Below are 23,472 nucleotides of genomic sequence, written 5' to 3' on the forward strand. Positions count from 1 at the left end.
CGAGGCCGCCGGGCCGCACCCGGCCGCGAAACCCGCACCTCTGCGCCGAGCGGGCGGAGAAGCAAACGAGGAGGCGCAGTGAGCACGCTGAAGAAGGCGAAGAACTTCAAGAAGTCCAAGCCCGGCACATACCTGTCGATCGGGACCACGCTCTTCGGCGCGCTCGGCGTGATGAAGCAGGCGAAGAAGGCCCGTCTCGAGGGCGACAAGCTGATGCTCCTGGATGCGGTGGTGTCCGCCGCCGCCATCGCCACCGGCGTCGCCCTGCTCGTACGCGAACTCCGCCGTATCGGCGACGACGATGTCCTGGCGGACTGAGAGGTAGTTTTCCGTGACCGTCACTGAACTGGTGTCGTACGAGGACGCGCTGGCGGCCTACGAGCCCGTGATGGGCCTCGAGGTCCATGTCGAACTCGGCACCGAGACCAAGATGTTCTGCGGGTGCTCCACCGCCCTGGGTGCCGAGCCCAACTCGCACACCTGCCCCACCTGCCTCGGCCTGCCGGGCTCGCTTCCGGTCGTCAACGAGACCGGCGTCGAATCCGCCATCCGGATCGGCCTTGCCCTCAACTGCGAGATCGCGGAGTGGTGCCGCTTCGCCCGGAAGAACTACTTCTATCCGGACATGCCGAAGAACTTCCAGATCTCCCAGTACGACGAGCCGATCGCGTACAACGGCTATCTGGACGTCGAGGTCGACGGCGAGACCTTCCGGGTCGAGATCGAGCGCGCCCACATGGAGGAGGACACCGGCAAGTCGACCCACGTGGGTGGTGCGACCGGCCGTATCCACGGCGCCACGCACTCCCTCCTCGACTACAACCGGGCCGGCATCCCGCTGATCGAGATCGTCACCAAGCCGATCGTCGGCGCCGGCGCGAAGGCTCCCGAGGTCGCCCGGGCGTACGTCGCCGAGCTGCGCGAACTCATCAGGGCGCTGGGCGTCTCCGAGGCCCGGATGGAGCTGGGCCAGATGCGCTGCGACGTGAACCTGTCGCTGCGGCCCATCGGCGAGTCGACGTTCGGCACCCGCTCCGAGACCAAGAACGTCAACTCGCTCCGCTCCGTTGAGCGCGCGACCCGCTTCGAGATCATGCGGCACGCCGCCGTACTGAACGCGGGCGGCAAGGTCATCCAGGAGACCCGGCACTTCCACGAGGACGCCGGAACCACGACCTCCGGCCGTGTGAAGGAGGAAGCCGAGGACTACCGCTACTTCCCCGAGCCGGACCTGGTGCCGGTCGCTCCCCCTCGCGAGTGGGTCGAGGAACTGCGGACCACGCTGCCGGAGCTGCCGCGCGAGCGCCGCATCCGGCTGCGCGAGGAGTGGGGCATCTCCCAGCACGAGATGCAGTCCGTCCTCAACGCCGGTGCGATCGACCCGATCGTCGCCACGATCCGGGAGGGCGCCCCGGCCGACCAGGCCCGTAAGTGGTGGATGGGTGAACTGGCCCGCCGTGCCAACGAGGACGGCGTCGAGCTCTCCGAACTGCCGATCACCCCGGCCCAGGTCGCGCGCGTCTCTGCCCTGGTCAAGGAGGGCACGCTCAACGACAAGCTGGCCCGCCAGGTGATCGAAGGCGTGCTCGCGGGCGAGGGCGACCCGGACACGGTCGTCGAGAAGCGCGGCCTGAAGGTCGTCTCGGACGAGGGCGCGCTCGGCGCGGCCGTCGACGAGGCCATCGCGGCCAACGCGGCGATCGCCGACAAGATCCGCGGCGGCAAGGTGCAGGCGGCGGGCGCGCTGGTCGGCGCGGTCATGAAGGCCACCCGCGGCCAGGCGGACGCGGCACGGGTGCGCGAGCTGATCCTGGAGAAGCTGGGCGTCGAGGGCTGAGCGCCTCGCATGCATGACGTTCCCCGCCCACCTGCCCCGCTGCGGGGCGGGTGGGCGGGGAAAGTGCTCAGAGCAGCACCGGTGACAGCTCTGCTGTCATGTCCGGATCGAACGGGAACAGCGGGCGCTGCAGGCGGCGATGGCCGAGCCCGAGCAAGCTCTGGTCCACCGCGCCCGGCGTGAGGGCGAGCAGCCAGTCCGCGGCCACCTCGTACAGCTCCGGCTCCAGGCACCCCGTTTTGACGACGACCAGGTCGTACGTCCGTGGGTCCAGTTCCCCGAAGTCCGCGAGCGTGCGGAACGGCTTGCGGCGGCTGGTCAGCACCACCGTGACCCCGCCGCTGCGCACTGCCGCCAGAGCGCCGCCGACCGCGTCGTCCCGGTGCAGTGCCACGACCTCCCCGCTCAGCACGTACGCATCCGCGTAGGAGCCCGTGCCCCCGCTGATCGCGCCGCCCACGTGCAGCGTCACCAGGCCGCCGATGCCCGCGGCGAGGCACGCGAGGACGGAGCGCGGGTCGGCGATCCCCGCGTGCAAAGCGGTCACCCGCCCGGCCCACAGCTCCTCGTTGGCCAGCAGCCTGCGCAGCATGTACGGCAGGTCGCCGGTCCCGCCCGCGGCCGGGTTGTCACCGGTGTCGCTGACAAAGAACGGGCGGGCATCGGACGCCACGGCTTGGGCGATGCACGTGTCGGCGCCGCAGGCCGGTGCGGGGAGGGTGAAGTCCCGGCGGGCATCCCAGTACTCGCGCGCCAGTGAGCGGGTCTGCTCGACGGCGAGCACCGGATCGTCGGCGGTGACGACGACCGCCGCCCTGCAGCGCGGCTCGTCCCCCCAGGCGTAGCCGACCCAGACCGCCGCATCCACCACCGCGTCCATCGCCTCGATGGAGGACAGCCGCCCGAACAGCGACCGGGCCGGCTCCCAGCGGGTGTCGGCCTTCTCTCCCGGCAGCAGCATGGGCACCTGCACCCAGGCCACATGCGGCCGGGCCTTGCCGGCGACGAGCCGTTCCACCAGCTTGCGGGCGGCGCGTTCGCGCGTGTGCACGGCGTCCTGGTGTGGGGAGAGGCGGTGGGCGGTGATCAGGTCGAGGTCGCGGACGAAGGGCTCGGAGAGGTGGCCGTGCGTATCCATCGCGACGGAAATGAGGGCCTGTTGGCCGATGGCCTCCCGTGCGGCGCCGGTGAGATCGCCGTCGGCGTCCTCCATGTCGACCACGCTCATCGCTCCGTGGATGTCGTGGACCAGGCCGTCGAGGGGCGCGGCCTCCCGGATGCGTTCGACGAGTTCGGTCTTGATGCGCCGGTAGGTATCCGGGTCGACCGGGCCGCCGGGGAGGGCTTCGGCGTGAACGAGCGGCACCCACTCGGCGAGGGTGCTCAGGTCGCTGTCCGGCCGGGTCCAGGAGTAGCGCTCCAGCAGTGCGCGGCCGCGCTTGATCTGGAAGTCGTCGTACGTCGAGCGGTGCGGGGAGAAGGCGCTCGACGCGGTCGCCATACCGCCGATGCCGATCCGGAGCCTGCGGGTGGGGGTGGGGGCGGCGGTCGGTTCTGCGGAGGATGACATGCTGGCTCGCTTTCTTCACGTCCCGCCGACTCACGGCTGAGAATAGCGGCCGGTTCCGGACGATTCATGGTGATCTGTCGCGTCGCGCGGCGGGGGCACCCGGATCTTCCGGGGGCGCCGGGACGTTTCCCGCCACGTCGTCCACCGGCCTTCCCACGTCAATCTGCCCTGGCTAGCGTCCCGCCGTCAGCAGCTCAATGGGGAGGCTTTCTTGACGACGGACATCTCACGGCGGCGACTGCTCGCCCTCGGAGCGGGCACGGTCGGTGCGACGGCCGCCGGATCGCTGCTGCCCCCTTCGCTGCAGGCGGCGCTCGCGGCCGGGCCTCCCACCGGTGGTCTGGAAGCGATCAGGCATGTGGTGATCCTGATGCAGGAGAACCGTTCCTTCGACCACTACTTCGGCACCCTCCGGGGTGTGCGCGGCTTCAGCGACCGCAACGCGATCGAGCTCCCCGGCGGCAAACCGGTCTTCGCTCAGCCCGGCCCGCGCGGCAGCACCGTCCTGCCCTTCCCCATCTGGGACGCGGCCGCGGCGCAGAAGAAGGACCTGCAGTACATCAGCGCCCTGGACCACAGCTGGAACGGCGGAGGCTCCGCCTGGCACGGCGGCTGGATGGACAACTGGGTCTCGGCGAAGACCGCGGCCACCATGGCGTACTACGACCGCCGCGACCTGCCGCTGCACTATGAGCTCGCGGACACCTTCACCATCTGCGACGCCTACCACTCCTCCATCCACACCTCCACCAGCCCCAACCGGAACCATCTGTGGAGCGGCTGGACCGGTTACGAGGCCGGCGGCAAGCGGGCCGTCGGCAATGACGCCTACGACGAGGGCACCCACCCCGGCTACCCCTGGACCACCTACGCCGAGCGGCTGGAGAAGGCCGGGCGGACCTGGAAGACGTACCAGGAGTGGGAGAACTTCACCGACAACAACCTGGAGTTCTTCACCGCCTTCAAGAAGATCGCGCGCAAGGCGCTCGCCAGGGCGGGCGACTTCACATACATGGAGGCCTTCTACGCCACGGTGCGCGACCAGGCCACCTCCGAGGACGAGCGCAAGCGGCTGCTCGCCCTGCTCGACGAGGGCGTGGCCACCCTCACCCCCGCTGAGCGCGGCCTCTTCGAGCGGGCGCTGCGCCGAGAGCCGACCGGCAGCCTCGCCGACACCTTCCGCAAGGACGTCGCCGCCGGCAAGCTGCCCGAGGTCTCGTACCTGGTGCCGTCGGCCGTCGACTCCGAGCACCCCGGCTCCTCGTCGCCGATCGCCGGCGCGACCATCGTCTACAAGGTCCTCGACGCCCTCGCCTCACACCCCGAGGTGTGGCGGCACACCGCTGTCCTGATCACCTACGACGAGAACGACGGGTTCTTCGACCATGTCCCGCCGCCCGTTCCGCCGGCGGGGAACGAGGACGAGACCTGGAACGGCCTTCCCACCGGTCTCGGCATCCGCGTGCCGATGCTCGTCGTCTCCCCGTGGAGCGTCGGCGGCTACGTCTGCTCCGAGGTCTTCGACCACACCTCCGTGATCCGCTTCCTGGAGCGGTGGACGGGCATCGAGGAGCCCAACATCACCCCGTGGCGCCGTACGGTGACCGGCGATCTCACCTCGGCCTTCGACTTCCGGCGCCGCCGGCCGCAGCCGGCGGTCGACCAGCCTGGCTCGATCCCGCCGTTCACCGGCCGTTGGCGGCCCGAGCCGCCCGCCGACCAGAAGATGCCCGTGCAGGAGCCGGGCGTCCGGCCCGCGCGCCCGCTGCCGTACCAGCCGGACGCTCACGGCCGGCTCGACGGCAAGACCTTCAGGCTGTCCCTGGCCAACACCGGACGCTCCAGCGCCCACTTCGCGCTCTACCCGTACGCGTCCGAGTTCGCGACCCCGCAGCACAAGGACGTCAAGGGGGCCGCGGACTGGGACGTGCCCGTGCCGGGGGAGAGGTACCGCTTCACCGTGACCGGGCCGAACGGCTTCCGCCGGGAGTTCGCCGGGACGGCGGCCGCCGGGCCCGAGGTGGCCTCCCGTATCGACGCGCAAGAGCGTGACGTCCACCTCACGCTCATCAACCGCGGCACGCGCCCGGTCACCTTCAGCGTGCGCCCGCTCGGCTACGTGGACGAGGCGGACCTCGACAACTGGACGCGCGAGGTCGTGGTGAAGCCGGGGCGCAGCCGTACGATCGTCCACTCGGCTGCCGACGCCCACGGTTGGTACGACCTGGCCGTCGCCGTCACCGAGGATGACAGCTTTCACCGGCGTCTCATGGGGCACATCGAGAACGGCTACGAGAGCATCAGCGGCTGACCGCTGAGACGTCCCATGGGGCGGCCCCCGCACGCGTGGGGCCGCCCCGCCGCAGTTGCCCGCGTCTGGTGTGAGTAACCCCACGAACCGGTCAAAAGATCACTTTCGGCTGTAACAGTAGGCTGTGTACGTCTTGCGCCTTTCAGGGGCGGTTCCTCTGAAAGATCCACGGTACGCAGCAGGCAGGGAGCAGAGATCTTGGTCGCACTCGCCAGGTGGTGCTTTCGGCACCGCCTCGTCGTGATCGTGCTCTGGCTCGCCGCCTTCGCCGGCGTCGCCACCACCGCCGGCATCGCAGGATCCTCGTACTCCAACGACTACAAGGTGCCCGGGACCGAGTCGGGCCGGGCCGGGCAGCTCATACGGAAGGCCTTCCCCGGACAGGACGGCGACCGCGGCACCATCGTCTGGCACACGGAACGGGGAACGGTCCGCGCCACTGGCGTCGAGGACCGGATGACCACGGCGCTCCACAAGATCGCGGACATGCCGGGCGTCGCCACCGTCACCAGCCCGTACGGCACGCAGGGACCCGGCCAGATCAGCCGGGACGGCCACACCGCGTACGCCACCGTCACCTTCGACAAGCCCAGCAACGACCTCGCCCGGGGCCAGGTGCAGCGGGTGATCGACACCGCGAAAGCCGCCGAGACCGGCGATCTCCAGGTCGAGCTGGGCGGAGCGGGCATCGGGCTCACCCAGAAGACCGAAGCGCACACCAGTGAGGTCGTCGGCATCCTCGCCGCGGCGGTGGTGCTCCTCCTCGCCTTCGGCTCGCTTGCGGCGATGCTGCTGCCCATCGCCACCGCCCTCGTCAGCGTCGGCACCGGCTATCTGGGCATCGGGCTGCTCGGGCACGCGATGACAGTGGCCGACTTCGCACCCATGCTGGGCATGCTCATCGGCTTGGGCGTGGGCATCGACTACGCGCTGTTCATCATCACCCGGCACCGCAGAGGGCTGCGGCGGGGGCTGCCGGTGGCCGAGGCGGCGCAGCGCGCGGTGGCCACCTCGGGACGAGCGGTCGTCTTCGCGGGAGTCACCGTCTGCATAGCGCTGCTCGGCATGTTCTTCCTGCGGCTGGACTTCCTGAACGGCGTCGCCGTGGCGGCCTCCCTCACCGTCGTCCTCACCGTGGCTGCCTCGGTCACTTTGCTACCGGCCCTGCTGGGCGTCATCGGGATGCGGGCGCTGAGCCGCCGAGAGCGTCGTCGTCTGGCTGGGCACGGGGGGCAGCCCGAGCTGCCCACCGGCTTGGCCGCCCGCTGGGCGGCCTTCGTCGAGCGGCATCCGAAGCTGCTCGGCAGCCTCGCGGCCGTCGTGATGGTCGTGCTGGCACTGCCGACCTTCTCGCTCCATCTGGGCACCTCGGATCAGGGCAATGACCGGGTCGGGACCACGACCCGGCAGGCATACGACATGCTCTCCGAGGGCTTCGGCCCCGGCTTTAACGGGCCGCTGACGCTGGTGTCCCGTATCGACGGCGCCGCCGACCGGGTCGCGTTCGACAAGCTGCCCGCGACCTTGCGGGAGACCCCGGGCGTCGCTCAGGTGTCCTCAGCCGTGGTCGACGCCGGCGGCGGCACCGGCATGATCACGGTGGTGCCGCAGACCGCTCCCCAGTCGAAGGCCACGTCCGACCTGGTCAAGCACCTGCGCGGCGAGGTGCTGCCCAAGGCCGAGAAGGGCACCTCGCTGGACACCGCTGTGGGTGGGGTCACGGCCGCTTACGACGACTTCGCCTCGCTGATCATCGACAAGCTGCCGTTGTTCGTGGGCATGGTCGTCGCGCTGGGCTGCCTCCTGCTGTTGCTCGCGTTCCGCAGCATCGGCATCCCGCTCAAGGCGGCGCTGATGAACATCGCCGCCGTGGCCTCGTCCTTCGGCATCGTCGTCGCCATCTTCCAGTGGGGATGGGGCAGCGAGCTGCTGGGGCTGGGCAAGGCGGGACCGATCGAGCCCTTCCTGCCGGTGATCATGGTCTCGGTGCTCTTCGGACTGTCCATGGATTACCAGGTCTTCCTGGTCAGCCGCATGTACGAGGAGTGGCAGCAGACCCGGGACAACCGGCGCGCGGTCCGCGTCGGCCTGGCCGAGACCAGCCGAGTGATCAACTCCGCGGCCATCATCATGATCTCTGTCTTCTCGGCGTTCGTTCTCAGCGGTGACCGGATCATCGCGATGTTCGGCATCGGGCTGGCGGCGGCCGTCGCGCTGGACGCGTTCGTCCTGCGGACGCTGCTGGTCCCCGCGCTGATGCACATGCTGGGGCACGCGAACTGGTGGCTGCCACGCTGGGTCGACCGGCTGCTGCCGAGGTTCAGCATCGAGCCGCCCGAGGCGCGGCCGGTGGCGACCGTGCCGGGCCAGCGCCAAGGCGACCAGGCCGACACCACCGGCGACACGCTGTCGCGCTCTTGAGGACGTAGGCACCCGCGCTGGTGCGCGGGCTGGTTCTCAGAATCGGCCGTCCGTTGTCGTACGGGCTTCTCCCTGTAGGTTTGCGGTCCGCGCTCGTGCGGGCATGTCCGCGTACGGGCGCAGTGCGGTCTCGTGGCGACGCAGGCAGCCGAGGTCACAGCCGGCGGCTGGAAGCGCCGGTCCATCGGTGGTTAGCGACATAAGGACCTGAGGTGACCTCAGGCAGCCCGCGGCCGGCTGCCTCAGGGTGCTGGGGCCGTCCGGAGGCCGCCCGGACTGGTGGACCCAAGGCCCACGGACCCGCAATCTCGGGCCGGGGCGGAGCGGCCGCCCTGGCTCACCGGATGCGACTCTTCGCCGAACCGGAGCCGGCCGGCTGCCCCGGCGCCCCAGCGCCACGTAACGCTCAACTCACCGACTGCGGGACCGAACCGACGTCAGGTGACCTTCAGCTGCAGGATCCGGTCGTCCCCCTTCACCGGAGTGCCCCGGGTGTCGGTCTCGTTCGTGACCAGCCAGAGCCTGTCCGCACCGTCGGCGACCACCGTGCGCAACCGCCCGAACTTCCCCTGCAGAAAGGCCTGTGGTTTCGCCGCCAGCTGGGTGCCCTTCAGCGGGATCCGCCACAGCCGCTCGCCCCGCAGGGCCGCCATCCAGATGGAGCCCTGGGAGTAGGCGATCCCGCTGGGTGAGGCCTCGGCGGGCCTCCACTGAAAGACCGGGTCGACGAACTGCGGCCTGCCCGCTTTGCCCTCCACAACGGGCCAGCCGTAGTTCTTCCCCGGCTGGATCACATTGAGCTCATCCCAGGTGTGCAGCCCGAACTCCGACGCCCACAGCCGCTTGTCGGCATCCCACGCCAGCCCCTGCACATTGCGGTGGCCGTACGAATAGACCACCGAGTCGGCCTCGGGATTGCCGTGCACGGGCTCGCCCTCCGGCGTCATCCGCAAGATCTTGCCGCCCAACGACTTCTTGTCCTGGGCGAGCTCGGAGTCACCTCCCTCACCCGTCGCGGCGTAGAGCATCCTGTCCGGACCGAAGGCGATCCGCCCGCCATCGTGGATCGTGCCCTTGGGGATGCCCTTGAGGATGGTGTCAGGCGCCCCCAGCTGGTCGCCCGGCGGCCGCTTCTCGTCGTAGATCATCCGGGCGATGCGGTTGTCGGATTCGGTGGTGAAGTAGGCGTACACCAAGTGGTCGGTGCCGAACGTCGGCGCCACGGCGATGCCCAGCAGTCCGCCCTCGCCGCCTGGGGAGACCCCCGGCACCGACCCCACCACGGTCTTCTTCCCGCTGTCGGGGGCGATCCGGAAGATCTTCCCGGTATCTCGGGAGGACACCAGCAGATCGCCGTCGGGCAGCGGCGCCAGCCCCCAGGGCGAAGGCAGGTTCTCCGCGACCGTGCGAACCACCCGTACGGAGCCCTTTGCCGGAGGGGCTGACGGCGAGGGCCCGTCGACGGCCGGCGACTGGCGGGACGCATGCGGGGATGTTTCGGTACGATCCCCGGCGCGGTCCTGCCCGCCACCTGAGGAGCATCCCGCCAGCAGCAGAAGCACGTTGGCTGCCAGCAGGGCAGTCGCAGCAGTGACAGCAGGTCGTCGCACGATGGGCCATCCTCTCGGCGGTCAGAAGTGCATCACACTGCTTCATACACCGCGGGAGGCGCCGAGGTTCCCGATCAGTCCCATGAGCCGCGGGCCGGCGGCAGCGCCGCGATCTCCGCGAGGTCCGCACGCTCGAGCCGGAGCGCGGCGGCCCCCGCGTTCTCCACCGCCCAGCGCTCCTTCTTCGTACCCGGCACCGGCACCACATGCCGACCCTGCGCCAGCACCCACGCCAGCGCCACCTGCGCCTGCGTTGCCCCATGCCGCTCGGCGACCCGGCGCAGCCCCGCCACGATCGGCTGGTTCGCCGCCATCATCTCGGCCGTGAAGCGCGGGTGCCGGGCCCGCATGTCCTCAGGCTCGAAGCCCTGCCCCGGCGTCAGCGTCCCGGTGAGAAACCCGTTCCCCAGCGGCATCGCCGCCAGAAAACCGATTCCGCGCGACTCGCACCACGGCAGCAGCGCCTCCAGCGCCTGCGGCGCCCACACCGACAGCTCAGCGTGCACCGTGCTCACGGGGAACACCTGCTGAACCCGCGTCAGTTGGCGGATCGTCGCATCGTGCATCCTCGCCCCGGCGCGCCGCTGCACCGGTCTGTGCGCGGCCTCCGGTGCGGGCAGTCCCGGCGCCCCCACCCTTCTTCGGGAGCGCTGCGCGCCCTTGTGAAACGCGCACAGGCCCAGCGCCCGCACCTTGCCGGCCGTGACCAGCTCCGCCATCGCGCCCCAGGTCTCCTCCACCGGCACCTCCGGGTCCGGCCGGTGCAGCTGGAAGAGATCGATCACATCGGTCTGCAGCCGCCGCAGCGAGGCGTCGCACGCCCGCTTGACATAGCCGGGCCGGCCATTGGCCACGATGTGCTGCTCGCCCACCAGCAGCCCGCACTTGGTGGCGACGAAGGCGTCCGTACGCCGCTCCTTCAGGACCCGTCCCACCAGCAGCTCGTTGGTGAACGGGCCGTACATATCGGCGGTGTCGAGCAGCGTGGTGCCCTGGTCCAGAGCGGCGTGCACCGTGCGCAGCGAGCTCTCGCCGTTCTGCTGGGAGGCGGTGTATGCCCAGCTCATCGGCATGCACCCGAGGCCGATCGCGCCCACGGAGAGCGCCCCAGCGCCGATTGTCCTGCGCTCCACCTGGCCTTGCACCCCTCCCTCGTACCACCCACAAACTAACGTGAGCCGCGGAAACGCTTTCGCATAGCCTCCCGACATGACTGCTGACGTGTGGCTGCCGCTTCCACCCGACGAGATTGAGGGGCTCCCCGAGGGGTTCGACTACTTCCACTGGGAGGAGGCCCCGGAGTTCCCGGCTGACCCCGCGCGCTGTGTCTTCTACGGCGTCCCCTATATGAAGGGCCCCGAAGTCGCCGTCCGTCCGCTGCCGCGAATGGCGGCCGTACGCGTCGTCCAGACCCTGACCGCCGGCGTCGATCACGTCCTGCCCGTACTGCACGATCTCCCGCCCGGCGTACAGCTGTGCAACGCGCGTGGCGTGCACGAGGCGAGCACCGCCGAGTTGGCCGTGGCGCTCACCCTCGCCTCCCTGCGGGACATCCCGGGCTTCGTTCGTGCGCAGGACGCCGAGGAGTGGCGGCAGGACTTCTACCCGGCGCTCGCCGACAAGTCCGTGCTGATTGTGGGCTACGGAGCGATCGGGAGTGCCATCGAGGACCGGCTCGCCCCCTTCGAGTGCGGGCGGATCACGCGCGTCGCGCGCTCCGCCCGCACTACTACGCGCGGCCCGGTGCACCCGCTCACCGAGCTGCCCGCCATCCTGCCGGATGCCGATGTCGTGATCCTCTCCACCCCGCTCACCGACGCCACCCGGGGACTCGTCGGAGCCGACTTCCTGTCCCGGATGAAAAACGGAGCGCTGCTGGTCAACGTCGCCCGCGGAGCGGTCGTGGACACCAAGGCCCTCCTCGCGGAGCTGGATTCCGGCCGGCTGCGTGCCGCGCTGGATGTCACCGATCCCGAGCCGCTGCCTGCCGGACATCCGCTCTGGCACGCGCCCGGCGTGCTCATTACCCCGCACGTGGGCGGCCCGACATCTGCTTTCCTGCCTCGTGCCAAGCGGTTGCTGCGCGAGCAGTTGACCCGTTTCGCGGCCGGCGAGCCTCTCCGGTACGTGGTCGCCACCAGCGGCTGATCATCATTTGATCTCACGCTGCGAGTGTGTACGACTGCGCTGAGTGTTCACATCCTCGCTGCCGGTTACGCTCTGTAGATTGGGTATGTCGCTGAGTGACCAATCTGGTGTATCGTCCGACGGGGCTGCAATCCCGGACAGAACGGCGGGCGCAGCGTGGACCGGAACTCGAGGGGGGCGACGGGCGATGTATGGCCAATGGACCAACGACCCGACGCGACGCGGCTGCAGAGCACGACTGAAGTGCGTACGCACGCGGAGAACCAAACGCAGGAACGCCGCCCCCAGGGCGGTGCGATGAGCCCCCCGGGGGTCGAGGCCTCCCGCCGTGAGGTTCCCGTCGGCGGAGCGGGTTTGCTGCCCCACGTCCTTTTCGCCGTGGTCTGCGGCGGGTACGCCACCGGCGCGGCGTTCGGCTGGGGATCCCCGCGCATCGCCCTGATCATGGGCGACTTCGGACTCAGTGCCGCCGCACTGGCGGCCGCGGTCTCCTGCCTGTGCTACGCGCGCAGGAGCACGAGCCGCTTAGCACCCGCCTGGCTGCTGTTCGCCTTCTCCTCCGCGATGGCCGGACTGGGCAACGGGATCTGGGGCTGGCATGAAGTCGTCCTGCGGGAGCCCGTGCCCACGCCCTCGGCTGCCGACTACTGCTTCCTGCTCTTCGCCCCGCCGGCGATCGTCGGCCTGCTGGTTCTCGCCAAGCGCCCCGTCGACCGGACCGGCTGGGTCTGCCTGGCCCTGGACGCCTGGCTCATCGGCGGCTCGCTCCTCACGATTTCCTGGAGCCTCGCGCTCGCGCACACCGCCCACTGGGACGGCGGGAGCGTGTCCCGTACCGCGCTGGCCCTCGCCTACCCGCTGCTCGACATCGTGCTGGTCAGCATGGTCCTGGCGCTGCACTTCCGGCGGTCCACCGCCAACCGTGCCGCGATCAACACCGCCATCGCCGCGCTCGCCCTCACCGTGCTGTGCGACGCGCTGTTCACCTCGCCCCTGCTGCGCGAGCACTACCGCTCCGGACAACTCCTCGACGCCGGCTGGTTCGCGGGCTCGACACTCCTCGCGTACGCCCCATGGGTTTCCCGGCGCGACGGCTCCGAGTACGACCGCGGGCGCCGCATACACTCCAGCCGCCCCGCTTCCGGCTCGTTTGCTGCCCTCACCCCGTACCTCGCGGCCGCCGTCTGCACCCTGGGCATCCTCTACACGATCATCGACGGCAGACACGTCGACCGCGTCGTGGTCTTCACGGCCTGCACGGTGCTGCTCGCCCTGATCGTCCGGCAAGGCATCATGCTGCTCGACAACATCACCCTCGCGCAGGAACTGGCTCGGCAGGAGAACCACTTCCGCTCCCTGGTGCAGGGCTCGAGCGACGTCATCATGATCGCGGCGCCGACCGGGGTGCTGCGCTACGTCAGCCCCGCCGCGACCGGCGTCTACGGCATCGACGCCGAGAACCTCGTCGGCTCCGAACTCGCCTCCCTCATCCACCCCGAGGACCTGGGCGGGGTGCTGCACGAAGTACGGCGCTTTCTGGCGGCCTCCCCCGAGGAGGAACCCACCACCCGCATCGAGTGCCGTTTCCGCTCCGGCAACGACGGTGGCCCGCAGTGGCTCAATGTCGAGTCCACCATCAACCGCCACCACGGCGGTCTGATCTTCAACAGCCGGGATGTCACCGAGCGGGTCCGGCTGCAGGCCCAGTTGCGCCACAACGCCGAGCACGATCCGCTCACCGACCTGCCCAACCGCGCCCTGTTCACCGAACGGGTCCGGCAGGCGCTCAGCGGCCGCCGCACCACCGACCCCGGCACGGCCGTGCTCTTCATCGACCTCGACGGTTTCAAGGCGGTCAACGACTCCATCGGCCACCAGGCGGGTGACGAACTGCTGATCCAGGCCGCTCGCCGCCTCCGGGAATCCGTACGAGCGGGGGACACGGCCGCCCGGCTGGGCGGCGACGAGTTCGCCGCCCTCATCCTCGGCGACGGCTCCCGGGACCCCGCCGCCCGCGAGTGCCGCATTCTCGAGATCGCCGACCGGCTGCGCATCACCCTCTCCCGCCCCTACCACGTCTCCGGCACCGAGGTGCGGGTCGCGGCCAGCATCGGCGTCGCCTTCGCCGAGGGCGGCATCGGCCCCAGCGACCTGATGCGCAACGCCGACCTGGCCATGTACCGCGCCAAGGCCGCCGGCAAGGCCCGAGTCGAGCTGTACGCGCCGCAGATGCGGGCCGAGGTCGTGCACCGGACCGAGCTGGTCGGCCGGCTCCGGACCGCTTTGCAGGGCGGCGAATTCATCCTGCTGCACCAGCCCGTCGTGGCGCTGGACACCGGCCGGATCACCGCGGTCGCCGCGCAGGAGCGCTGGCGCTCCGCCCAGGGCATTCTCTTCACCCCCGCCGAGTTCCTGCGCGTCTCGGGCCCGGGCCGCGCCGGCGGGGGCCGGGGCGAGGAGGACGCCAGCATCGCCGAGTTGAGCCGCTGGCTGCTGGAGGAAGCCGTCGGGCAGGCCGCCGAGCGGCACCGCGCAGGCCACCCCGCCCTCGTCGCCGTACGCCTGCCGGCCCGTCGGCTGGTGGACCGCGGAGTGCCCCTCAGCAGCATCGAAAGCATGCTCACCCGGCACGGCCTGCCGTCCGGATCACTACTGCTGGAACTGACCGATACCGATCACCGGATCCCGCTCGAGGAGCTCGAGCGGGATCTGGTCGCGCTGCGCCGCCTCGGCGTACGGATCGCCCTCGACGGATTCGGCAGCGGCTGTGCCGCCATCGGCGCTCTGCAACGGCTCCCGCTGGACGCGCTCAGACTCGACCGCGAACTCGTCGAGGGACTGGTCGAGTCCCCCCGGCTGCGCAAGATCACCTCCGGGCTGCTGCGCATCGCCGCGGACCTGGGCCTCAAATCGGTCGCCGAGGGTGTCGACCTGCCCGAGCAGGTGGCGGCCCTGCGGGCCATGGGCTGTACGCACGGCCAGGGCAATGCCTTCTCCGGCCCACTCGACGAACACCGGCTGCGTCGCGCCCTGGCGCTGGGCACGTACCCGGTGCCGGAGATCGAGGAGACCCCGGCCGACGACCGCGAGGCCGTCCTGACCAGCAGCGCCCTGCCCGTACGGCTCGGCGCTCACGGGGCCGCGGAGCTGCCCAAAAGGGTGGGGGTGAGTGAGGGGCGGGAGGCCGGTCCCGACGCGATCACGCGTCCTCCAGTGTGTTCACATAATGAGACGCCTGTCCCACCCACTTGACACTGGGGCCGTGCCGGGGGAGGGTCATGCCATGCGCACCCGAATTCTCGTACTTGGAAAGCGCGTCGGCTGAAGCAGGACCGTCATGAACGACCTGCGGACCGCACCCGGCGCGCTCCCCTCGCTTGCCTCCCGGCACGAGGGGTTTTTTGTTGCACTGGCACCTGACAGGCACCTCCACTGGTAGTTCGCACACCCCCCGCACTCCAACCCGGGGAGCGACTCCAAGAACTCCCCGTAAGATCCTCAGCTTCGAGAAGAGAATGTCGATGACCGAGCAGGCCACCGGGGCCCACCATCCGCAGCCGCGGGCCCGTAGCGGCGGGCAGCAGCCCGCCTTCGTCGAGCGTGTGACGGGCGCGGAGTCCCTCATCCGTGCTCTGGAGGAGGTCGGCGCCGACACGGTATTCGGTATTCCGGGCGGTGCGATCCTGCCTGCGTACGACCCGCTGATGGACTCTTCGAAGGTGCGTCACATTCTGGTGCGCCATGAGCAGGGCGCGGGGCATGCTGCGACCGGCTATGCGCAGGCGACGGGCAAGGTGGGTGTGTGTATGGCCACCTCCGGCCCCGGCGCGACGAATCTGGTGACACCGATCGCTGACGCGCACATGGACTCGGTGCCGCTGGTGGCGATCACCGGTCAGGTCGCATCCAAGGCGATCGGTACCGACGCCTTCCAGGAGGCGGACATCTGCGGCATCACGATGCCGATCACCAAGCACAACTTCCTGGTCACCGATCCGGCGGAGATCCCGCGGACGATCGCTGAGGCGTTCCACATCGCCGCCAGTGGGCGTCCGGGGCCGGTGCTGGTGGACATCGCCAAGGACGCGCTGCAGGCGCAGACGACGTTCGCATGGCCGCCGCAGATGGAACTGCCGGGGTACCGGCCGGTCACCAAGCCGCACGCCAAGCAGATCCGTGAGGCGGCCAAGCTGATCACCCAGGCCCGGCGCCCGATCCTCTACGTCGGCGGCGGCGTGCTCAAGGCCGGGGCCACCGCTGAGCTGAAGGTGCTGGCCGAGCTGACCGGTGCGCCGGTCACCACCACGCTGATGGCGCTGGGGGCCTTCCCCGATGGCCACCCGCTGCATGTGGGGATGCCGGGCATGCACGGCTCGGTCACCGCGGTGACCGCACTGCAGAAGGCTGATCTGATCGTGGCGCTGGGCGCCCGGTTCGATGACCGGGTGACCGGCAAGCTGGACTCCTTCGCCCCGTTCGCCAAGATCGTTCACGCGGACATCGACCCGGCGGAGATCGGTAAGAACCGGGCGGCGGATGTGCCGATCGTCGGTGACGCCCGTGAGGTGATCGCCGACCTGGTCCAGGCCGTCCAGGCCGAGCACACCGAGGGCCGTCGCGGGGATTACACCGAGTGGTGGGAGAACCTCAACCGCTGGCGCGCGACCTACCCGCTGGGCTACGACCTGCCGGAGGACGGCAGCCTGTCGCCGCAGCAGGTGATCCAGCGGATCGGACAGCTGGCACCCGAGGGCACGATCTACGCCGCGGGTGTGGGCCAGCACCAGATGTGGGCCGCGCACTTCATCGACTACGAGAAGCCGGGGACGTGGCTGAACTCCGGTGGTGCGGGGACGATGGGGTACGCGGTTCCGGCCGCGATGGGTGCCAAGGCCGGGCAGCCGGACCGGGTGGTCTGGGCGATCGACGGTGATGGTTGCTTCCAGATGACCAACCAGGAGCTGGTCACCTGTGCGTTGAACAACATCCCGATCAAGGTCGCGATCATCAACAACGGCGCTTTGGGCATGGTCCGCCAGTGGCAGACCCTGTTCTACAACCAGCGCTACTCCAACACCGTGCTGCACTCCGGCCCCACAGCGTCCAATACCGGCTCCGCCGCGGGGTCCGGCAAGCAGCCCGGCGGCGGCACCCGCGTCCCGGACTTCGTCAAGCTGTCCGAGGCCATGGGCTGCGTCGCCCTGCGCTGCGAGGACCCGGCCGAGCTGGACAAGGTGATCGAAGAGGCCAACGCCATCAACGACCGCCCCGTCGTCGTGGACTTCATCGTCCACGAGGACGCGATGGTCTGGCCGATGGTCGCCGCCGGAACCTCCAACGACGAGATCCAGGCGGCGCGCGGCGTCCGCCCGGACTTCGGCGACTACAGCGAAGACGACTGAGTCAGGGACCGAGAGAAGAGAGACCGACCAGCCCATGTCCAAGCACACGCTCTCCGTCCTGGTGGAGAACAAGCCCGGTGTCCTGGCCCGGATCACCGCCCTGTTCTCCCGCCGCGGCTTCAACATCGACTCGCTCGCCGTCGGCACCACCGAGCACCCCGACATCTCCCGCATCACCATCGTGGTGAATGTCGAGTCGCTCCCGCTGGAGCAGGTCACCAAGCAGCTCAACAAGCTCGTCAACGTCCTGAAGATCGTTGAGCTCGAGCCGTCGTCGGCCATTCAGCGGGAACTCGTCCTGGTGAAGGTCCGCGCCGACAACGAGACGCGCTCGCAGATCGTCGAGATCGTCCAGCTCTTCCGCGCCAAGACCGTCGACGTCTCCCCGGAGGCCGTCACCATCGAGGCCACCGGCGGCAGCGACAAGCTCGAGGCCATGCTCAAGATGCTCGAGCCGTACGGCATCAAGGAGCTGGTGCAGTCCGGCACCATCGCCATAGGCCGTGGCGCCCGCTCCATCACGGACAGGTCGCTGCGCGCTCTCGAACGATCCGCATAACGAGACTCCCCATCCGTTCCCCGCCCACCCGTCATACGGTGGGGGAGCACAACCCGAATCAAGGAGATACCCCAAGTGGCCGAGCTGTTCTACGACGACGACGCCGACCTGTCCATCATCCAGGGCCGCAAGGTCGCGGTCCTCGGCTACGGCAGCCAGGGCCACGCCCACGCGCTGTCCCTGCGTGACTCGGGCGTCGACGTGCGCGTCGGCCTGCCCGAGGGTTCCAAGTCCCGGCAGAAGGCCGAGGAGCAGGGCCTGCGTGTGGTCACCCCGTCACAGGCGGCCGCCGAGGCCGACGTGATCATGGTCCTGGTTCCGGACCCGATCCAGGCCAAGGTCTACGAGGAGTCCATCAAGGACAACCTCAAGGACGGCGACGCGCTGTTCTTCGGCCACGGCTTCAACATCCGCTACGGCTTCATCAAGCCCCCGGCCGGCGTGGACGTCGCCCTGGTTGCCCCCAAGGGCCCGGGCCACCTGGTCCGCCGCCAGTACGAGGAGGGCCGCGGCGTTCCCTGTATCGCGGCGGTGGAGCAGGACGCGACCGGCAGCGCCTTCGCGCTGGCGCTCTCCTACGCCAAGGGCATCGGCGGCACCCGTGCCGGTGTCATCAAGACCACCTTCACCGAGGAGACCGAGACCGACCTGTTCGGTGAGCAGGCCGTTCTGTGCGGTGGCGCCTCGGCGCTGGTCAAGGCGGGCTTCGAGACCCTGGTCGAGGCCGGTTACCAGCCGGAGATCGCGTACTTCGAGTGCCTCCACGAGCTGAAGCTGATCGTGGACCTGATGTACGAGGGCGGCCTGGAGAAGATGCGCTGGTCGGTCTCGGAGACCGCCGAGTGGGGCGACTACGTCACCGGCCCGCGGATCGTCAACGACCAGACCAAGGCGGAGATGAAGAAGGTCCTCTCCGAGATCCAGGACGGCAGCTTCGCCAAGAACTGGATGGACGAGTACCACGCGGGTCTGCCGAAGTACAACGAGTACAAGAAGGCCGACTCCGCTCACCTGCTGGAGACCACCGGCAAGGACCTGCGCAAGCTCATGAGCTGGGTGAACGACGAGGCCTGAGCCTCACGACAACAGGGCCGCGGCAGCGAGCGCGAGACGCGACCACTGCCGCGGCCCTGCTGTCCACCCCTTCGTTGTCCACCGCGTCCAGCCACGACCGGGTGATCCTTCCGCGATGGCGCAGAACTGACCCGGATCCGTCGATACACTCATTACACAAGCGCGTTCAGGCTCACAGCGTCGTGCGTCTTCCACGCGGCTGCCCCCCTTCACCGCCTTCGGCCGTCGGGACGGCCGTCCACCCCTGTAGCCTCCGGGCACAGGGGTACCCCCAAGGACCAAGTGAGGACTGAGGACCCCCGTGAGCTCGAAACCTGTCGTACTCATCGCTGAAGAGCTGTCGCCCGCCACTGTCGATGCCCTGGGCCCGGACTTCGAGATCCGGCACTGCAATGGCGCCGACCGAGCCGAGCTCATCCCTGCCATCGCCGACGTCGACGCGATCCTCGTGCGCAGTGCGACGAAGGTCGACGCCGAGGCGATCGCCGCCGCGAAGAAGCTCAAGGTCGTCGCCCGCGCCGGTGTCGGCCTCGACAACGTCGATGTCTCCGCCGCCACCAAGGCCGGCGTGATGGTCGTCAACGCACCGACCTCCAACATCGTCACCGCCGCCGAGCTCGCGTGCGGTCTGATCGTCTCCACGGCGCGCAACATCCCGCAGGCCAACGCCGCCCTGAAGAACGGCGAGTGGAAGCGCAGCAAGTACACCGGCGTCGAGCTGGCCGAGAAGACCCTGGGTGTGGTTGGCCTCGGCCGCATCGGTGTGCTGGTGGCCCAGCGGATGTCCGCCTTCGGCATGAAGATCGTCGCGTACGACCCGTACGTCCAGCCGGCGCGCGCCGCGCAGATGGGCGTCAAGCTCCTCACCCTCGACGAGCTGCTGGAGGTCTCGGACTTCATCACCGTCCACCTCCCCAAGACGCCCGAGACGATCGGCCTGATCGGCGACGAGGCGCTGCACAAGGTCAAGCCCGAGGTCCGGATCGTCAACGCCGCCCGCGGCGGGATCGTCGACGAGGCGGCCCTGGCCAGCGCTCTGAAGGAGGGCCGGGTCGCGGCCGCGGGGCTGGACGTGTTCGCCAAGGAGCCCTGCACCGACTCCCCGCTCTTTGAGTTCGACAATGTCGTGGTGACCCCGCACCTGGGCGCCTCGACCGGCGAGGCGCAGGAGAAGGCGGGCATCTCCGTCGCCAAGTCCGTTCGCCTGGCGCTCGCGGGCGAGCTGGTCCCGGACGCGGTCAACATCCAGGGCGGCGTCATCGCCGAGGACGTCCGTCCCGGGCTGCCGCTCGCCGAGAACCTGGGCCGGATCTTCACCGCGCTGGCGGGCGAGGTCGCCGTCCGGCTCGACGTCGAGGTGTACGGCGAGATCACCCAGCACGACGTCAAGGTGCTGGAGCTCTCCGCGCTCAAGGGCGTCTTCGAGGACGTCGTCGACGAGACCGTGAGCTACGTCAACGCGCCGCTCTTCGCGCAGGAGCGCGGCGTCGAGGTTCGCCTCACCACCAGCTCGGAGTCCCCCGACCACCGCAACATGGTGACCGTCCGCGGCACGCTGGCGGACGGCGAGGAGATCGCGGTCTCCGGCACCCTGGCCGGCCCCAAGCACCTCCAGAAGATCGTCGCGGTCGGCGAGCACGACGTGGACCTGGCGATGGCCGACCACCTGGTCTTCCTGCGCTACGCCGACCGCCCCGGCGTCGTCGGTACGGTGGGCCGCATCCTCGGCGAGGCGGGCCTGAACATCGCCGGCATGCAGGTGTCGCGCAATGTCCAGGGCGGTGAGGCGCTCGTCGTCCTGACGGTGGACGACAACGTTCCGGCGGCCGTACTGGCGGAGATCTCCCAGGAGATCGGCGCGACCTCCGCTCGCTCGGTCAACCTCCAGGGCTGACGGACCCAGCGCTCGCGGGCCCGAGCCGTTGTTCGCACGGCGCGGCGCCGGCTGCTCGCGCCCGCGGCGGATTCAGCGCAGGCGTGCGGACTTCAGCGCCATGTGCAGCAGCAGCCGGTCCTCGCCCTCGTCGAGATCGAGGCCGGTGAGCTGCTCCAGCCGCGACAGGCGGTAGTACAGCGTCTGCCGGTGGATGCCCAGGGCCGCCGCCGCCCGGCCCGCCTGCCCGGCGCAGTCGAGGAACACCTCGGCCGTACGGGCCAGTTGGCTGTTTTCGGCCCGGAGCAGCGGTGCTACGGCGAGGTCAGGCATGGCCTTGGCCGGCAGCCCTGCCAGCATGCGGTACGGGCCGATGTCCGACCACTGCGCGACCGGGCCCAGCTGGGCTTCCGCCCGGGCCGCCCGGGACGCCGCAACCGCCTCCTGCCACGCGGCGGGCAGATCGTCCAGGCCCCGGCGCGGACCGCTGACGCCCGCCGCCGCCTGGGGCGTTTCCGCCGCTGCCGCCCGACCGGACGTCCTGGGCGCCGCAGATGGCCCGCCCGGCTGGGTGCCCGCCGTGACCGAACCTGCGCGAGGTGAGCGCAGCAGGCGATGCGCTGCCGTCAGGGCAGGTTCGACAGCCGTCGTCGCGCGCAGCCGCACCAACGCGGCCAGCCCTTCGGTGCCCGCCCCGGCCCCTGCCGGTGAGGCGACGGGGGCCAGGCACATGGCCGCCACCCCCGGCTGCCCCGCCAGGACGGACCCCGGCCCTCCGGGGGCGGGCACGTCACCGTTGCCCTCGCTGAGCCACGGCGTGACCGCGACGATCGCCAGCGGTCCGTCCGCCGGCGCGCCCAGCGCGGCGCGCAGCCCGGCCGCGGCCGCGTTCCGCCCGGCCGGCGGCCCCGCCAGCACATCCCGCAGCATCTCGCCCAGCTGCGCCCCTGCCTGGGCTTCCGCCGCCAGCAGCACTCCGATCCGGGCGGCGGTGTCCATGGCCTGAGTGAGGCGCGGATCCGGCGGTGCCCCCGACCCACCGGTCTCCAGGGACGACAGATGCCCGTCGTCGAGCAGCCATACGTAGCCGTGGACGATGCCCCGGTGGCGTACGGGCAGGCAGATACGGCCCATGAGCACGCCCGCGGCCGGATCGGGGGGAATCCGGACCGGCCCGCTCGCCCGGGCGATCCCGAAGGACTCGAACCAGGCCCGCACGGCCTCGGTGGAGCGGCGGTGCAGGATCGACCGGGTGCGCACCGGGTCCATGGCGAGGTCGTCCTCGCTGTCGTGCGCGCCGAAGGCGATCAGCCCGAAGTTACGGTCCTCGAGCGTCGCGGGCGCGCCGAGCACCGCTGAGATCTCGTCCACCAGCTGCTGGTAGTCGCCGCGCATTCCGCCGCCCCGCACTCTCACCGTCCGTACCGCTCTCCATTCTCATACATCTGTCTGAGATCCCAGCCACGGATGCGTGACACCTGTCGATGGCCGAGGATCGGAGCGATCCTTAGTTTTCACGGTGAGTTCTCCCGCAGAGCTGACGCCCGGGTGGTGCCCCCCATGCCGCCCCCTGTCCGAGGGACGTCGGCCGTCATCATCGTGGAGGTGCCCTGTGCTGGGTCCCGTGTTGCTCGCCGCTTCCCGCAGCGACACCATCCGCCGTGTCGTCTCGGCCGCGCCTGTCACCCGGCCCGTCGTGGACCGCTTCGTGGCGGGTGAGCGACTCGACCAGGCGATGGACGCCGTACACGCGCTGAGCGCGCGCGGGCTCGAGGTCACCCTGGACTACCTGGGCGAGGACATCACCGACCGGGCCAAGGCGCTGCACAACCGCGATGCCTACCTCGCGCTGGCCGAGGCACTGAAGGAGGCGGGCCTGGGTGTCCGCGCCGAGATGTCGGTGAAACTGTCGGCCTTCGGCCAGGCGCTTCCGGGCGGACACGACCTCGCACTGGCGAATGTCACCCCCGTGGTCGAGGCGGCCGCCGAGGCGGGCACGACGGTCACCCTCGACATGGAGGACCACACCGCCGTGGACTCCACGCTCGCCATCCTCGCCGAGCTGCGGAAGCGCTTCCCGCAGACGGGCGCGGTCGTGCAGTCGTACCTCTTCCGCACCGAGGACGACTGCCGCGCGCTCGCCGGGGAAGGCTCGCGGGTGCGACTGGTGAAGGGCGCGTACAAGGAGCCCGCCTCCGTCGCCTTCCAGGACAAGCGCGAGGTCGACAAGGCGTACGTCCGCTGCCTGAAGATCCTGATGGCCGGCCAGGGCTACCCGATGATCGGCTCGCACGACCCGCGGATGGTGGCCATCGCCCAGGAGCTGGCCCGGCGCGCCGGGCGCAAGCTCGACGAGTACGAGTTCCAGATGCTGTACGGCATCCGCGAGGCCGAGCAGCTGCGGCTCGTAGCGGAAGGACACCGTATGCGGGTTTATGTCCCATATGGCACAGACTGGTATGGGTACTTCATGCGGCGGCTCGCGGAGCGCCCGGCCAACCTCGCCTTCTTCCTGCGCTCGCTCGCCACCCGCGGCTGAGGCGTTGGCCACCGGAACGACAACGCCGTCCCCATGGTCAACGCTCCATCACTGTACGTGGCCTCGTCGTGTCGGTCCCCCAAGGACCAGCGACACGGGTCGCTGAAAGGAGACACGGCCACCGTGAC

General features: G+C 70.0%; 15 protein-coding genes. 11 read left to right on the plus strand and 4 right to left on the minus strand.

Annotated elements, in window-relative coordinates; genetic code table 11:
- Positions 1–78 precede the first annotated feature (78 nt).
- Positions 79–318 carry a hypothetical protein gene (locus ACY34J_RS19810; protein ID WP_462727820.1) on the plus strand — a complete coding sequence of 80 codons (240 nt, stop codon included), beginning with the start codon at positions 79–81 and terminating at the stop codon, positions 316–318.
- A 13-nt stretch (positions 319–331) separates the two neighbouring features.
- Positions 332–1,837, plus strand: a complete 1,506-nt coding sequence (gene gatB / locus ACY34J_RS19815) for an Asp-tRNA(Asn)/Glu-tRNA(Gln) amidotransferase subunit GatB (protein WP_462727821.1) — start codon at positions 332–334, stop codon at positions 1,835–1,837.
- 67 nt (positions 1,838–1,904) lie between these two features.
- Here gatB and ACY34J_RS19820 read toward each other — a convergent pair whose 3' ends face one another.
- Positions 1,905–3,407: a M81 family metallopeptidase gene (locus ACY34J_RS19820; protein ID WP_462727822.1), complete on the minus strand. Its 1,503-nt coding sequence runs from the start codon at positions 3,405–3,407 to the stop codon at positions 1,905–1,907.
- A gap of 211 nt (positions 3,408–3,618) precedes the next feature.
- On the opposite strand from ACY34J_RS19820, the gene ACY34J_RS19825 reads away from it, so the two are divergent.
- Both ACY34J_RS19825 and ACY34J_RS19830 read left to right on the plus strand, forming a co-directional pair.
- Positions 3,619–5,718 (plus strand): phosphocholine-specific phospholipase C, encoded by a 2,100-nt coding sequence (locus ACY34J_RS19825; RefSeq protein ID WP_462727823.1) that lies wholly within the window; start codon positions 3,619–3,621, stop codon positions 5,716–5,718.
- 198 nt (positions 5,719–5,916) lie between these two features.
- Positions 5,917–8,139 (plus strand): MMPL family transporter, encoded by a 2,223-nt coding sequence (locus ACY34J_RS19830; RefSeq protein ID WP_462727824.1) that lies wholly within the window; start codon positions 5,917–5,919, stop codon positions 8,137–8,139.
- Between the two features lie 437 nt (positions 8,140–8,576).
- Here ACY34J_RS19830 and ACY34J_RS19835 read toward each other — a convergent pair whose 3' ends face one another.
- Positions 8,577–9,749 (minus strand): PQQ-dependent sugar dehydrogenase, encoded by a 1,173-nt coding sequence (locus ACY34J_RS19835; protein WP_462727825.1) that lies wholly within the window; start codon positions 9,747–9,749, stop codon positions 8,577–8,579.
- 74 nt (positions 9,750–9,823) lie between these two features.
- Positions 9,824–10,882, minus strand: a complete 1,059-nt coding sequence (locus ACY34J_RS19840; RefSeq protein ID WP_462727826.1) for an aldo/keto reductase — start codon at positions 10,880–10,882, stop codon at positions 9,824–9,826.
- Between the two features lie 76 nt (positions 10,883–10,958).
- Between ACY34J_RS19840 and ACY34J_RS19845 the strand changes: the two genes are divergently transcribed.
- The 6 genes from ACY34J_RS19845 (at position 10,959) to serA (ending at position 20,826) form a co-directional block, all read left to right on the plus strand.
- A complete protein-coding gene (locus tag ACY34J_RS19845) occupies positions 10,959–11,897 on the plus strand; it encodes a 2-hydroxyacid dehydrogenase (RefSeq protein WP_462727827.1) in 939 nt (312 codons plus the stop codon).
- A 297-nt stretch (positions 11,898–12,194) separates the two neighbouring features.
- Positions 12,195–15,149: a putative bifunctional diguanylate cyclase/phosphodiesterase gene (locus ACY34J_RS19850; RefSeq protein WP_462727828.1), complete on the plus strand. Its 2,955-nt coding sequence runs from the start codon at positions 12,195–12,197 to the stop codon at positions 15,147–15,149.
- A 263-nt stretch (positions 15,150–15,412) separates the two neighbouring features.
- Positions 15,413–17,299, plus strand: coding sequence for an acetolactate synthase large subunit (locus tag ACY34J_RS19855; protein WP_462727829.1), 1,887 nt, complete (start codon positions 15,413–15,415; stop codon positions 17,297–17,299).
- A gap of 34 nt (positions 17,300–17,333) precedes the next feature.
- A complete protein-coding gene (gene ilvN / locus ACY34J_RS19860; protein WP_462727830.1) occupies positions 17,334–17,858 on the plus strand; it encodes an acetolactate synthase small subunit in 525 nt (174 codons plus the stop codon).
- A gap of 75 nt (positions 17,859–17,933) precedes the next feature.
- Positions 17,934–18,932 carry a ketol-acid reductoisomerase gene (gene ilvC, locus ACY34J_RS19865; protein ID WP_462727831.1) on the plus strand — a complete coding sequence of 333 codons (999 nt, stop codon included), beginning with the start codon at positions 17,934–17,936 and terminating at the stop codon, positions 18,930–18,932.
- A gap of 301 nt (positions 18,933–19,233) precedes the next feature.
- A complete protein-coding gene (serA, locus tag ACY34J_RS19870; protein WP_462727832.1) occupies positions 19,234–20,826 on the plus strand; it encodes a phosphoglycerate dehydrogenase in 1,593 nt (530 codons plus the stop codon).
- A gap of 72 nt (positions 20,827–20,898) precedes the next feature.
- Here serA and ACY34J_RS19875 read toward each other — a convergent pair whose 3' ends face one another.
- Positions 20,899–22,200 carry a PucR family transcriptional regulator gene (locus ACY34J_RS19875; RefSeq protein ID WP_462727850.1) on the minus strand — a complete coding sequence of 434 codons (1,302 nt, stop codon included), beginning with the start codon at positions 22,198–22,200 and terminating at the stop codon, positions 20,899–20,901.
- A 217-nt stretch (positions 22,201–22,417) separates the two neighbouring features.
- Here ACY34J_RS19875 and ACY34J_RS19880 point away from each other — a divergent pair, with 217 nt between their 5' ends.
- Positions 22,418–23,344 carry a proline dehydrogenase family protein gene (locus ACY34J_RS19880; RefSeq protein WP_462727833.1) on the plus strand — a complete coding sequence of 309 codons (927 nt, stop codon included), beginning with the start codon at positions 22,418–22,420 and terminating at the stop codon, positions 23,342–23,344.
- Positions 23,345–23,472 lie beyond the last annotated feature (128 nt).

This window comes from Streptomyces sp. HSS9-12 (genome assembly GCF_054963655.1).

Bases quoted from the DNA above. Each gene is read 5' to 3' on its own strand.
- ACY34J_RS19820 (WP_462727822.1), bottom strand. From the start codon at position 3,407: ATGTCATCCTCCGCAGAACCGACCGCCGCCCCCACCCCCACCCGCAGG.
- ACY34J_RS19845 (WP_462727827.1), top strand. From the start codon at position 10,959: ATGACTGCTGACGTGTGGCTGCCGCTTCCACCCGACGAGATTGAGGGG.
- ACY34J_RS19850 (WP_462727828.1), top strand. From the start codon at position 12,195: ATGAGCCCCCCGGGGGTCGAGGCCTCCCGCCGTGAGGTTCCCGTCGGC.
- ACY34J_RS19855 (WP_462727829.1), top strand. From the start codon at position 15,413: ATGTCGATGACCGAGCAGGCCACCGGGGCCCACCATCCGCAGCCGCGG.
- ilvN (WP_462727830.1), top strand. From the start codon at position 17,334: ATGTCCAAGCACACGCTCTCCGTCCTGGTGGAGAACAAGCCCGGTGTC.
- ACY34J_RS19875 (WP_462727850.1), bottom strand. From the start codon at position 22,200: ATGCGCGGCGACTACCAGCAGCTGGTGGACGAGATCTCAGCGGTGCTC.